This is a genomic window from Arcticibacter tournemirensis (genome assembly GCF_006716645.1).
Classification (GTDB): domain Bacteria; phylum Bacteroidota; class Bacteroidia; order Sphingobacteriales; family Sphingobacteriaceae; genus Arcticibacter; species Arcticibacter tournemirensis.
Genome location: NZ_VFPL01000001.1, coordinates 238,336 through 250,192 on the forward strand (window position 1 = coordinate 238,336; position 11,857 = coordinate 250,192).

General features: G+C 44.5%; 18 protein-coding genes. 8 read left to right on the top strand and 10 right to left on the bottom strand.

Going from position 1 to position 11,857, the window contains the following annotated elements; all coding sequences use genetic code 11:
• Positions 1-10: 10 nt before the first annotated feature.
• Complete coding sequence (locus BDE36_RS01065; protein ID WP_141813406.1) at positions 11-307, bottom strand: type II toxin-antitoxin system RelE/ParE family toxin; 297 nt, start codon at positions 305-307, stop codon at positions 11-13.
• Positions 304-546 carry a DUF2683 family protein gene (locus BDE36_RS01070; protein WP_141813407.1) on the bottom strand — a complete coding sequence of 81 codons (243 nt, stop codon included), beginning with the start codon at positions 544-546 and terminating at the stop codon, positions 304-306. Before BDE36_RS01070 ends, BDE36_RS01065 begins: the two co-directional genes overlap by 4 nt.
• Before the next feature lie 45 nt (positions 547-591).
• Between BDE36_RS01070 and BDE36_RS01075 the strand changes: the two genes are divergently transcribed.
• From BDE36_RS01075 to BDE36_RS01090, 4 genes are all read left to right on the top strand, one after another.
• Positions 592-1,272: a hypothetical protein gene (locus BDE36_RS01075; RefSeq protein ID WP_141813408.1), complete on the top strand. Its 681-nt coding sequence runs from the start codon at positions 592-594 to the stop codon at positions 1,270-1,272.
• A 44-nt stretch (positions 1,273-1,316) separates the two neighbouring features.
• Positions 1,317-1,847, top strand: a complete 531-nt coding sequence (locus BDE36_RS01080; RefSeq protein WP_141813409.1) for a hypothetical protein — start codon at positions 1,317-1,319, stop codon at positions 1,845-1,847.
• A 78-nt stretch (positions 1,848-1,925) separates the two neighbouring features.
• Positions 1,926-2,114 carry a type II toxin-antitoxin system HicA family toxin gene (locus tag BDE36_RS01085; protein WP_141813410.1) on the top strand — a complete coding sequence of 63 codons (189 nt, stop codon included), beginning with the start codon at positions 1,926-1,928 and terminating at the stop codon, positions 2,112-2,114.
• Between the two features lie 27 nt (positions 2,115-2,141).
• Positions 2,142-2,531, top strand: a complete 390-nt coding sequence (locus tag BDE36_RS01090) for a helix-turn-helix domain-containing protein (protein WP_202618227.1) — start codon at positions 2,142-2,144, stop codon at positions 2,529-2,531.
• Between the two features lie 51 nt (positions 2,532-2,582).
• Here the strand turns inward: BDE36_RS01090 and BDE36_RS01095 are convergent, their stop codons facing one another.
• The 4 genes from BDE36_RS01095 to BDE36_RS01110 all read right to left on the bottom strand — a co-directional run bounded on the left by BDE36_RS01095 (position 2,583) and on the right by BDE36_RS01110 (position 5,688).
• Positions 2,583-3,251, bottom strand: a complete 669-nt coding sequence (locus BDE36_RS01095) for a lipid-binding SYLF domain-containing protein (RefSeq protein ID WP_141813412.1) — start codon at positions 3,249-3,251, stop codon at positions 2,583-2,585.
• An 84-nt stretch (positions 3,252-3,335) separates the two neighbouring features.
• Positions 3,336-4,121, bottom strand: a complete 786-nt coding sequence (locus BDE36_RS01100; RefSeq protein WP_141813413.1) for a LytR/AlgR family response regulator transcription factor — start codon at positions 4,119-4,121, stop codon at positions 3,336-3,338.
• On the bottom strand, positions 4,114-5,130 hold the full coding sequence (locus BDE36_RS01105; protein WP_141813414.1) for a sensor histidine kinase: 1,017 nt from the start codon (positions 5,128-5,130) through the stop codon (positions 4,114-4,116). The genes BDE36_RS01100 and BDE36_RS01105 overlap by 8 nt, the downstream gene beginning before the upstream one ends.
• 15 nt (positions 5,131-5,145) lie before the next feature.
• Positions 5,146-5,688 (bottom strand): serine hydrolase domain-containing protein, encoded by a 543-nt coding sequence (locus tag BDE36_RS01110; RefSeq protein ID WP_141813415.1) that lies wholly within the window; start codon positions 5,686-5,688, stop codon positions 5,146-5,148.
• Positions 5,689-5,762: 74 nt separating this feature from the next.
• Here BDE36_RS01110 and tnpA point away from each other — a divergent pair, with 74 nt between their 5' ends.
• Genes tnpA through tnpC form a run of 3 tightly spaced genes read left to right on the top strand, consistent with a single transcriptional unit; the run spans position 5,763 to position 8,012 of the window.
• Positions 5,763-6,065 carry an IS66 family insertion sequence element accessory protein TnpA gene (tnpA, locus tag BDE36_RS01115; RefSeq protein ID WP_141813416.1) on the top strand — a complete coding sequence of 101 codons (303 nt, stop codon included), beginning with the start codon at positions 5,763-5,765 and terminating at the stop codon, positions 6,063-6,065.
• A complete protein-coding gene (gene tnpB, locus BDE36_RS01120; protein WP_141813417.1) occupies positions 6,066-6,425 on the top strand; it encodes an IS66 family insertion sequence element accessory protein TnpB in 360 nt (119 codons plus the stop codon).
• A gap of 51 nt (positions 6,426-6,476) precedes the next feature.
• Positions 6,477-8,012 (top strand): IS66 family transposase, encoded by a 1,536-nt coding sequence (gene tnpC / locus BDE36_RS01125; protein ID WP_141813418.1) that lies wholly within the window; start codon positions 6,477-6,479, stop codon positions 8,010-8,012.
• Here the strand turns inward: tnpC and BDE36_RS01130 are convergent.
• A complete protein-coding gene (locus BDE36_RS01130; protein ID WP_161987509.1) occupies positions 8,000-8,584 on the bottom strand; it encodes a serine hydrolase domain-containing protein in 585 nt (194 codons plus the stop codon). The two genes, tnpC and BDE36_RS01130, sit on opposite strands and share 13 nt — an antisense overlap.
• 23 nt (positions 8,585-8,607) lie before the next feature.
• Positions 8,608-8,979 (bottom strand): hypothetical protein, encoded by a 372-nt coding sequence (locus BDE36_RS01135; protein WP_141813420.1) that lies wholly within the window; start codon positions 8,977-8,979, stop codon positions 8,608-8,610.
• 195 nt (positions 8,980-9,174) lie between these two features.
• Between BDE36_RS01135 and BDE36_RS01140 the strand changes: the two genes are divergently transcribed.
• Entirely contained in the window at positions 9,175-9,666 is a 492-nt protein-coding gene (locus BDE36_RS01140) for an exonuclease domain-containing protein (protein ID WP_128768193.1), read from the top strand.
• A gap of 19 nt (positions 9,667-9,685) precedes the next feature.
• Here BDE36_RS01140 and BDE36_RS01145 read toward each other — a convergent pair whose 3' ends face one another.
• Together BDE36_RS01145 and BDE36_RS01150 are read right to left on the bottom strand one after the other, a co-directional pair.
• Entirely contained in the window at positions 9,686-10,447 is a 762-nt protein-coding gene (locus BDE36_RS01145) for a LytR/AlgR family response regulator transcription factor (RefSeq protein WP_235904465.1), read from the bottom strand.
• 85 nt (positions 10,448-10,532) lie between these two features.
• Entirely contained in the window at positions 10,533-11,852 is a 1,320-nt protein-coding gene (locus tag BDE36_RS01150) for a RagB/SusD family nutrient uptake outer membrane protein (RefSeq protein WP_141813421.1), read from the bottom strand.
• Positions 11,853-11,857: the final 5 nt, after the last annotated feature.

Genomic DNA, 11,857 nt, shown 5'->3' on the forward strand with positions numbered 1-11,857 from the left:
CCGCTTGTATTTACCTGTATTTCTTTTCGGGAATTCGTTTTTGATGGTAAACGGCTATTATAACAACAAGCTCCTTGGGTGAGTCAATCCTGTAAATGATGGTAAACGGGAATTTTTTGAGATGATATTCGCGATAATTTTTGTATTTGGAACTCCAAATGTAAGGATCGGAGCAAATAAGACTGAAAGCGGTTTCTATAGCTTTAACAAATCTTGATGCCGTCCGTACGCTTTTTGATAAGTACCATTCAATTGACTCTTCGTATTCTTTTTGAGCTTCAGGATGGAGAATATAACTATATGTCATTTTTGACGGCCAGCAGCTAAAATTTGCTGAATTCTTTTCCGGCTGTCATCAGCACTGATCATTGAAACGCTTCCGTCAATATAGTCTTGATATCGCTTGTCAAGTTTCTCTTTTAGCTCGTCAGAATAAGATGATTCAGAGTCAGCTTCAATATGAAATTTTAATCCCAGCCCCACTAAGAATTCTTTCAGTACAGGCAAATGCTTCTCATTATCAATATTAACTGTCAATGTTGCCATAAGAACAAATGTACGGAAATTCAAAAATTATTTTATATAAATTTCATGAAAACCACACTGCTCTTCCTGCTAATTACTTTGATTATCAGGAACAATGCCGGTCTTGATCCTTCTCATGCCAAGCCTTTTCGGGATGCTCAGAAGGCTGTTATTTCATCCCTTGCCGATTCGACACGGCAGTTACGTCAAATCTATACCAGCGAACTTGGTGTTCGCGAAGCGTCGAATCGTAACGACGGCAACCGGGTAGAAGAATATCTGCACTGCGTTGGCCTCAAAAAAGGCTCGCCCTGGTGCGCCGCCTATGTGTGTTTTTGCCTCGGGAAGGCCGGCATTCCCAATCCGCGCAGCGGCTATTGCCCTAATCTGTTCCCGGCAGGGAAGGTCATCTGGGAGAGAAAGTTTAAAGTTGAAGGTTCAAAGTTGAAAGTTGAAAGCCAACAAACGGCAGCACCGAACCCACAGCCCGCAGCTCTTACGGGCGCCCATCCCGCAACCCAAAACCCGCAACCTGCAACTCAATCCCCCTCTCCCGGCGATGTCTTCGGCATCTGGTTTCCAGACAAGGGGCGCATTGCACATGTGGGTTTTATTGATAACTGGGGTGAAAAATATGCCGTGACAGTTGAGGGGAACACCAACGAGGCGGGCAGTCGCGATGGCGACGGGGTGTACCGCAAACGACGACTAATCTCGTCGCTTTATAAGATCTCACGTTACCGGTAAACCGGTGAAAGTATCACCTGAAACATTATTTCAATAACCAGAACATGAAACAGTTTGTATTCCTTCCTGTATTATTTTCCTTCCCTATGTTATTTTCCCTCTGCTCCTGCTCCATCTTTAAGGAAAAGCTAGTGCGAAAGGCCGACAGTGCGTCCTCCAGGCAAAGCAGCTCCGCTGAAAGCAAAACGGTGAGCAGCACTTCGCAGCAGCAGCGCCTGCTCGTTATAACGGATTCATCCGACCATCAGTACACGGCTGAGATCATTCCCGCGGGGCCTTTCCATTATTCGCCCAAAGAGGGCTTTACCGGCACGGCTTCCCGCATACTGATTACCGGGAGGCTCAGTGACGAGTCAACCCGCCGCGATTCATCAGGCAGCGTTAGCACCCTCGCCGCCCAAACAAACACTACTTCAGCAGAACAGCAGCAGACACAGGTTACCCGTTCTGAAAAAACGAAAGAAGTAAAAAGGAGTGGAAAGTGGTGGTTGTGGGTGGTACTGGCCGGGGCGCTAGCGGCGGGAGGGTATGTGATGAAGAAATTGATCTCCCACTCCCTGATTACGAGCGGATAAAAGGTAAATAAAAGTTTACTTTCAGTATATCAAAAGTAAACTTTTATTTACCTTTGTATTAGCAAATGTTCAATTGTAATGAAGAGTTCTGAATTATTAAGAATTCTGCTTAGAGACGGTTGGTATGAGGAAAGGAGAGCAAAAGGAAGTCACATGGTTTTGAAACATCCACGAAAATCCGGAATAGTTATTTTCCCAACTCATGGAAGTGCGGAGGTCGGAAAAGGCCTTGCTGCAAAGATTTTGAAAGATGCGGGAATTAAATAAGACTTACATTTTTACTATATGAGCATAATGAAAACGTTTGAGATCATAATAGAAAAGACGAATACCGGGTATTCAGCTTATGCGAAAGACTATCCTGTAGTTACTACGGGCAGCAGTATGGCAGAGCTAAAGAATAATATAACAGACGCATTGAACTTGTATTTTGAGGCTGCGGGTAAAATAGTAACGGTTGACGACAGAAATTTAAAAATCACCCTGGATCTGCCCCAGTTTTTTGAGTTCTATCAGGTGATCAATGCGAAAGCTCTTAGTGGCAGGATTGGCATTAATCAGACATTGTTATCCCAATATGTAAACGGACATAAGAAACCTTCGCAAAAACAGCTTTCAAGGATAATAAATGGCATAAAACAGTTAGGACAGGAGCTTTCTGGTCTTGACTTAAATCCTGCTTAGGCTGAATGACAAAACTGAAGGATTAATCTTTAGAATCCTTCAGCTTTGTTATTATAGTGCTGACACTGCGCTTCTCAATGCTACAATGTTAGCATTCGTGCTGGTTGATTTGCTGAACTGGGAGGAACCGGCTGAACTTCCATAGAAACTTGAATTAGCGGTTTTGTCAAGCGAGATATTTGAACCGCTCACGGTGATCCCGGCAAAAAGGCCTTTGCTGCGCGAATAAGAGTACACTTCGGCCTCCAGATTTACATTGGTGCTGGCTGTAGAGCTCCTGCCTACAGGGCCTGCTGCTACTGAAATATCGCCGCCGAGGGTGAAATCGCTGTTCGTTATCTTGGTGAGTGTCGACTTGTGCTTAAATACCAGCACCAGATCGACCGACTGCACGCCTGCCTGAAGGCCTAAGCTGCCTCCGGTAATGGCTACAAACACCGGATTGCTCCACGCACCTGAAGCTGTTTTTACCACGGCTACTCCTTTTCCGTGTTTGCCTCCAATGCCAAGGCCTGCATTGATCAGATTGGGAACTACTATTATTCCTTCGGCTATTTTTAGCAGCTCAGAAGGAATGCTTTCCTTCATTTCGGCAAAGTCTTTAAGCACCTGAGTTGATTTTTCGAGTCTTTTGGTTTCCTTGCCCGCATCAGTGGCAGAAGCAAACACGATAAATACGGCCATAAGGGCAGGCCAGCAGAAATATTTTAACGTTTTCATAGTTTGATTTATTAATAATGTTCACATTATTAATATCTTAACCGCCGGAAGGCAGAATGGTTTCATTTGCTAATTGTGTTCCACTTAACTATTCATCCAGGCTTTAAACAGAGGGACACGTGCCTTGCTGATAAGGATTCTCTCTGGTGCTTCGGGCTTCACTTTTACCGAAAGGCGCCCGTTGAAGTAAAAGTTAGCTTCGAGAATTGCTGTTCGGTTGATTATAAACTGGCGGTTAGCTCTGAAAAACAATTGTGGGTCTACCTGCTGCTCGATCTGTTCCATCGTAAATTCTACCGCTAATTGCTTCCCGTCCATTGTGCAGGCATAGGCCACTTCATTGGCAGTATAAAACCAGCCAATCTTTGAAACCTCCACAGGAATGAGTTTTTCGCGGAAATGGATCAGAAAGGATTTTTTATAAGACCGTGTTAACTGAGTAAGCTGGTCAATAAGCTGACTGGTTACCAGTTTAGCATTCACTCCGTCGTGGTCCCTTAGAGCTGTGAGACTTCTGTATTTCTGAAGCGCCCGGCTAATATCTTCCTCATCAAAGGGTTTGAGCACATAATCTATTCCGTTATTCCTAAAAGCCTGCAATGCGTAATCGTTATAGGCTGTTACAAAAATTACGGGTCTCAGGATTTCTGCATTCTTAAATATATCGAAGGAAACGCCATCAGACAGGCGGATGTCCATAAAGACAAGGTCGTAGTTATGGGGATTTGCAGCAAACCATCTAACCGATTCGTCAACAGAAGAAAGATTGGCAGAGATACGAATAAAGTTATCCGCCGTACGCAATAGATGCGACAGGTTCCGGGCAGTAGCGGGCTCGTCTTCAACAATTACTATTCGCAGTTCATTCATGTTGCAGCGGCAATTTAACGAGAAAAACATCAGCTTGCTTTTCTATAATGATTTCCTGGTTCATAAGAATTCTAAAACGTTCGCTAAGGTTAAGCAATCCCAGTCCGTTACTAACTGCTTCCACGGGATTCAGGTTGTTAATGACATTTATACTGTCATCTTCCACCACTATTCTTACTACCAGCGGGCGTTCGGGAGTGGCTGCATTGTGCTTCGCCGCATTTTCTAAAAGGGGCTGCAGCGACAAGTGCGGCAGCTTGTAGTTCGTGAAGCGCTCGTCGACAGTCACTTCTAACCTGAACGAGTCTTCGAAGCGCATTTTGAATAACTGCGCAAAGGATTCTACCATCTTTAGTTCTTCACCGACTGTAACGAGATTATTCGCCGGCCGGTTTAGCGCATAGCGGAATACACGTGACAAATGCACAATATATTGCTGTGCCAGTACGGGGTCTTCACGCACGACAGCCGACAAACTGCTTAGAGAGTTAAACAAAAAATGGGGGTTCATCTGATCTTTCAACAGCTCCAGCTCGGTATGCATGTAAGAACTCTTCAGCTGCTCATTCTCACGCGCTTGTCTGCCAGACTCGCGCATCAGCAGCATTACCTTAACCATCATGCCCGTGAGGATCAGCGACAATCCAAATCTTGAAAAGTGTATAGCCCTGAAAAAAACAGGCACTTGTTCGGGATAGAACAAAAACCGGAAACTCATGGCCAGAGTACCTGTGAATACAAAAAAGATCAGTCCGTTTATGGCCAGGTACCTACCAAGCTTGTTTTTAACCCTTAATGCTGAAATTGAATTGGTACCAAGATTCAGGACAAAGAAGAGATAGCAGAATAAGAATATGGCAGTGAGCTGGAAGCCAAACTCGGCAATATCGAACCGCCATAGTCGCGATAGAAGTCCGCTTTCACGCAAAGCCAACAGTTTACCCGAGTTAAGCAGGGTGGTAATGGCGAGTGAGCTATATAAACTTATCTGCCTCTCTGTCTTGTCCATAACTATAAATATACATTACTTACCGCCTGCTTCGATAATATCCCTGATCATCTGTCTGATCTTCAAACTTGTAGCCTGGCTTTCTTTAGGTTTTGTTCTGGTGAAGATAATGCCGGCTGCTTTATGTTTTGAGTCTTGCCACGGATGCGTGCCGAACATCCCGGGGCTGCTTGATTCAATTACATTTCCTGAATTATCTACTACATCAAGCCAGTTTCCTATCCCGTACCGGAGGCCGGTATTGCCGTATTCGGAAAAGGGATTGGCCGGATAGGGAGTCGCTATGATCTCTGCTCCGCGAGTCTGATCCTTTATCATCTGGGTTAAGGCTTCAGCGCTCAGAACGCTTGTACCCTCAAAAGTACCGCCGTTGACGATCATCTCCAGAAAATTGAGATAGTCGCGCGCCGTTGTTCTTACCCCGCCGGCAATCAAGGGGTTCGGACCGTTAAACGAATAAACCGCTCTCATCCGGCAGGGACCGCCAATCTTTTCGTCGAAAAGCGCTTGCCACGATTTTCCGCTCACAAGCTCCGCGATTCTCCCGGCTACCTGCATACTCGCGCTGCCGTAACGTAAGCGTCCGGCCGTCCCATCTTTGCCGGGAATATGCTTAGAGGTACCTTTATCGCATGAATAAAACAGTATCTCAGGAAAGCGAAATGTTTCCGCATATTCAAGCGTGGAAGTCTAGCGGTCTCAGCCAAAAATCCTATTGTGAACAAAACAATATTGCTTCCCATATTTTCCATTATTGGTTAAGTAAGTACCGCATTAGAGAGCAGGGTGTCGATACTGAAAAGGGATTTGTTGCTGTAAAAGTGGTTTCTGCCAAGAAACCTGCTGCTTCTCTGGAGGTAATTGGATGTAATGGAAATCGTCTGATCTTCTTTGAGCAACCCGATGTATCCCTATTAAAAAGTCTGTTGAGCTAAATGCTTGCCCTGTCTTCTGCCTGTCGTTATTACTTTTATCAGGGTATTACAGATTTCAGATGTGGCTTTGATGCACTAAGCGGTATTGTACGCTCCCGGTTGGGTCAGGATCCTACTACTGGTGATATTTTTATCTTTGTAAACCGAAAGCGCAGTCAAATTAAACTTCTTCACTTTGAAGGCGATGGTTTTGCCTTATATCATAAGCGCCTGGAGAGTGGGAATTTTGAGGTACCGCAGGCTACTGATGGTACTAAGCATACTACCATTAGCAGTGATGAACTTATGCTTATTCTTAAAGGAATAAATCTAAAAAGTGTACAAAGAAGAAAGCGTTTTTCAATGAAAAAGATAGCCTGATAGACGCTCAAATGCTTGTTTAAGACGCTAAAAAGCCGTATTTTAGCAGTAATGACAGCAACGGCAAATCTTAGTATGGAAACCCTGCTTTCCAAATTCAATGATTTGGCTGAAACTGTTGAACGCAATGAAAAGCGTTACCAGGAAGCCCTTCAATCTAAGGACCTGGAGAACTTACAACTCAAACACGAGCTGGCCCAGCTAAAGAAAATGATCTTTGGGACCAAAAGTGAACGGTTTGTTCCCGCTACCTCACCCAAGCAAATGTCCATGTTTGCTGAGCCATTAGTCCAGCAGCAAGACACAGAGCAGCAAGTAAGCTATACACGTACACTTTCGCAGCCAAAAGAATCGAACCATCAGGGAAGGTTACCCTTGCCCGCCAGTTTACTTCGTCAGCAAATTATTCTGGAGCCTGCAGGCATAGACGTTAAGACACTTAAAAAAATAGGTGAAGAGATTACCGAAGAGCTGGAATACACTCCGGGTAAACTCTTTGTTAAACAATATGTTCGTCCTAAATATGCAGATCCCACAACTGGTGGAGTGATATGCGCGCCATTACCTGAACGGCCTATTTCTAAAGGAATAGCAGGTCCTGCGCTTCTAGCTTATATTATCATCAGCAAATTCGTCAATCATTTGCCAGTGTACCGTCAGCTTCAACAGTTTTCAAGAGAAGGTATCAACATTCCTTCCTCTACAATGAACGATTGGATTACTGCCTGCTGCAAACTATTGGAACCACTTTACCAGGCATTGGTAAAGACGGTATTGAGCTGTGACTACATCAAAGCGGATGAAACTCCCATTAAAGTACTGGATAAAACTAAAAAAGAAGGCACAACCAGAGGCTACCACTGGTTGTATCAATCGGCACAGCCCGGGCTGGTCCTGTTTGATTACCGGGCAGGACGAGGCAGAGAAGGTCCGCTTGAAATACTAAAAGACTTTAAAGGATATCTTAGCACAGACGGGTATGCCGCTTACGACATCTTCGAACAAAACAAAGACATCAAAAGACTTTGTTGCTGGGCGCATGTGAGACGTAAATACACTGAGAGTAGAAACAACGACCCTTCCAGGGCTGATCATGTATTGACTCAAATCCAGAAGCTATATACTTTGGAGCGTCAAGCTAAAAATGAAGGACTGTCTTTTGAGCAGATCAAAGATCTTCGCACGCAAAGCGCTCTGCCGGTACTGGAGGAACTAAAATCCTGGCTGATGGAAAATTACCAGCAGGTATTACCCTCAAGTCCTATCGGAAAAGCTATTGCTTATAACTTGACACTTTGGGACAAATTGGTGGTCTATCTTCAGGACGGAAGATTGCAACCGGACAATAACGCTGTAGAAAACTCAGTCAGACCTTCAGCGATTGGACGACGTAACTATTTATTTGCAGGATCGCATGAAGGAGCTAAACGGGTTGCCATGCTCTATTCTTTCATGGGAAGTTGCAAAATGCATGGGATTAATCCTCAGCAATGGCTGCAAGACGTCCTGGAGCGAATTCCAGAACACAAGGCAAATAAACTTTTTGAACTTCTGCCTAATAATTGGACTCCTTCTCAAATGCAATAATCGCCACTTTTACTCTCATAACATAGATGGGGCGGTCGGATGCTTACGCCGTAACTAAAGGCTGAGCCGGGAGTATGGACCAGGGGTGTATGAACAGCTATCGAATCGACGGCCTGCGCCAGCGTAAGGTCTTTTTGGTATTCGTACTTGTCTGAAAACTCGCCTGGCTCCTCAAGGTCGCCCTCAAACCCTGAGGTATGAGAGAACAGCTGCCTGATGGTGATCTGTCCCTTATGATTCTCCGTAAAAGCAGGAAGGAACTTTCCAACAGTATCATCCAGCGAGAGTTTCTTTTCGTCCACAAGCTTCATAATGACAGCCCCCGACAGCCATTTTGAAGCCGATGCGATCATACGGGGCGAGTTAATGCCGAGGTTCACCTCTTTCCGGTAAATCACCTCGCCATTCTGGGAAACCAGTACTGCTACCTGATTCTGATAAACCTCCAGGTTTTCATCGATAAACCTATCGACAGAAGAAAAATCATATTTACTATCCTTGTAAGGATTCTCGTCATCCTTTTTACAGCTCCCAAATAAGAAAGGCAGAAGAAGGATTAGTATGGTATTCATAAAGTGTGATTTCATGGGTGCTGTTATTTCTGTTTCCTTTTTTTTCTAACGTTCTCCTTCATTTCTGATTGGAATTTCTTGTATTCCTTGTATTGGTCGTCGTTGAGCGTCTCTTTCATCTGAGCATCTCTCTTTGACCGGAGGGCAGAGAACTTCTTGTATTTTGCCATTTTCGATTCGCCGGATGACTTTAAGGCGGAGAGCCCGTTGAAAAATTCGGAATTGATAGACTTTACTTTTGTTTCCTGTTCATCTGTGAGGTTCAATTTCGTTTTAAACTCTTCGAATTTGGCCAGGGTTTCCTGACGTTGTTCGTCGGTCATTTTTGTTTGAGCCCTTAGGCTCATGCCTGACAGCAAAAACATACAGGCAATAAGTGGAATGAGCTTTTTCATCTTGTTCTTTCTTTAAGTGTTTGATACAAAGAAAGGGCAGGCGTTTAATGCCGTGGTTCTTTAACATAGGGAAGCTGTAATTTTTGAGGATGACACTGCCGGATCAAGCCGTGAAACGACTGCTGCCTAAACCGGAATCTGCGTTTTGTTTGATATCTTTGATGCGAAATAACATTCAGATAAACACGATCGCAAATGCCCGATACCTTCACTGCAATTGACTTCGAAACCGCTCAGGGGAAACGATGGAGCATCTGTCAAATCGGCCTTATCAGGGTAGAAAAAGGAATTCCGACACAAAAGGTAGATATATTGATAAAGCCTCCGGGCAACGAGTATAGTTTCTACAATACTCAGGTTCATGGAATTACTGCTGCAATGACAGCTACAGCGCCAACCTTTAATGTTGTATGGCAATCACTGCTTCCTTTTATCGAAGGGCAGAGGGTAATAGCACATAATGCAGCATTTGATTGCAGTTGCCTGGAACAAACTCTTACATATTATAATCTAAAGATACCCGATTATACCAAAGTTTGCACTTACCAGATATACAAACGAAAGCTATCAGAATTGTGCTCGATGTATGATATCAGCCTGAGACATCATAATGCTCTTTCGGATGCACTGGCTTGCGCTCAGCTGTATTTAAGATATTTACGAACCGGCAAGGATGCTGGCAGATAATAAGAGATACTCAATCCGGCTACATATTTAACCAGGATCTGAACTGGGAAGCACGGTCTTCGCTTACTACTACTGTCAGATTTGCGGGCGGGGGAGGATCAAGTACCACCTTTATCCGGTTACGCGACAACTTAAACATTTCCCTTATTGAACTGATGTGAATAATAAACTTCCGGCTGATCCTGAAAAATTCCTGCGTGGAAAGCTGAGGTTCGAGGCTGGTAATAGTTTCGTCGAGAATGTACGATTCGCCTTCTTTTGTAAACAGATAGAGATATTTATCCTCGGCCATAAAATAGGCAATATCGTTTGCGCTAACCGTTTTAATGCGACTCCCCAGATTGACCATGAAGCGGTTCCTGGTTCCGGTCAGAGGCTGCACGGCTTTGAGCGGAGCTTTGGCTTCAACGCCTGGATATTGCTCCTGCAGGCCTTTCAGCTTTTTAAGTGCTTGCTCAATATCCTCACGATCATACGGTTTCAGAATGTAGTCGATGCCCTGGTTTTTAAAGGCTTTCAGGGTATACTGATCGTAAGCTGTAGTGAAAATGACCGGGCACTTTACTTCTGTACGCTGAAATATTTCAAAGCTGTCGCCGTCACCCAGATGGATGTCCATGAATATCAGATCTGGAGCCGATTCCTTCAGTATTTTAACGGCAGCTTCAATAGTGCCAGCAACAGCAATTACCTCAATAGAAGTATCTGTTTCTGATAAAATAGTCCGGAGTTCACTCGCCGCCAGTTCTTCATCCTCAACAATCAGTACAGTCATCGCCATTTGATGGCATCAAAATAAACAAAAAACTCCGGCTTTTTAAAGACCGGAGCTTTCTACAGTTTATCAGGCTGTATTAATCATTAATTTATTGAAGGTTTGGGTTATTCTTTATTGCTGATGCCGGGAATCTCAACGTATAGCGGGGATCGTTCTGCTGAAGCACGAAAGTTTCTCCGTTAAACTTATGAGTGATGCTGGGCTGGCCATAACGCCGAAGGTCATACCAGCGATGTCCTTCGAGTGCAAGCTCGCGGGTGCGCTCTGCGAGTATTTCAGAGAGCAGTGCAGGGCCACTCAGCTGGCCTACTTTGGCAGCCTCTTCTGCATATCCCTGTGGCGTGAACCGTTTTGCTTTTAAAGCAAGAAGTGTTTCGCGGGCAAGGGCTGTGTTACCTGTCTGGTAGGCAGCTTCTGCTTTGATGAGATACATTTCGGCATTGCGGAAGGTGACTTTAAATTCGTCGCTGCCGGTCTTCAGTGAATTGTAACCGCTGTCGTCTTTGCTGAAAAACTTGGTTAAACGAAGGTCTGCACCCGCCTGGTATTTGCTTATCAGATCGGGAGAAACAAACACCGCTTTGGCAACAGATGTGTGGAGCGTGTTCTCTAACGACATAATGCTTTCTGTTGAACGAAAATCCGTTGGTTTGCGGTCAGAGCTATTCAAGTCTTCAAGTTCATTGTTAAGAGACAATGCTTTTTCGGCTGAGCTCAAAGCTTTATCCCACTCACCACGATATTCGTAAATGCGGGCTTTGAATGCTTCCATTGCCCTGCGGGTGAAACGATAATTTTTACCCGTTTCGTAAGTGTTTATATTCATTAGGGTTTCTGCATTCGCGATATCGGAGAAGATCTGCGAATACACCGCTTCAACTGGCGCCGGCGCCAAAATCTTTTCGAGGTCGATTTCTGTAGAAATGGGCACGCCTCGGTCAGCGGAAGCCGTTTCTTTGTTATAAGGCTTTGCAAACAGGTTCAGCAACTCGAAATAATTATAAGCGCGCAGCAAATAAGCTTCTCCACGAATTTGATCTACTTCAGCACTCTTCCCGGCCGTTGCTTCCGCACTAACGATGATCTCGTTTGTATAGAATATACTTTGGTAAAATGACTGGTAAGGAAACTCTGTTGTTGCCGGATCGGCTGAACCATCTTTCCATGTAAAAATATCCCTTGAATAAATAGCGTCTTCTGAATATTCATCCATGATCAGTTCATCCGTGCGGAGAGCAAGCTGCCCCTTGAACGCTGGAAAAGTACTGTAAGCGCTGCCTAACAGAGCGCGAAAATCTTCTGTTGTTTCTGGCCTCACCCGACCAACAGGTTTGATATCCAGATATTTTTTGCAGGAACTCGCTGATATGAAAACCAGAAGAAGCACTGCGGATAATAGTTTTTTCATACTTT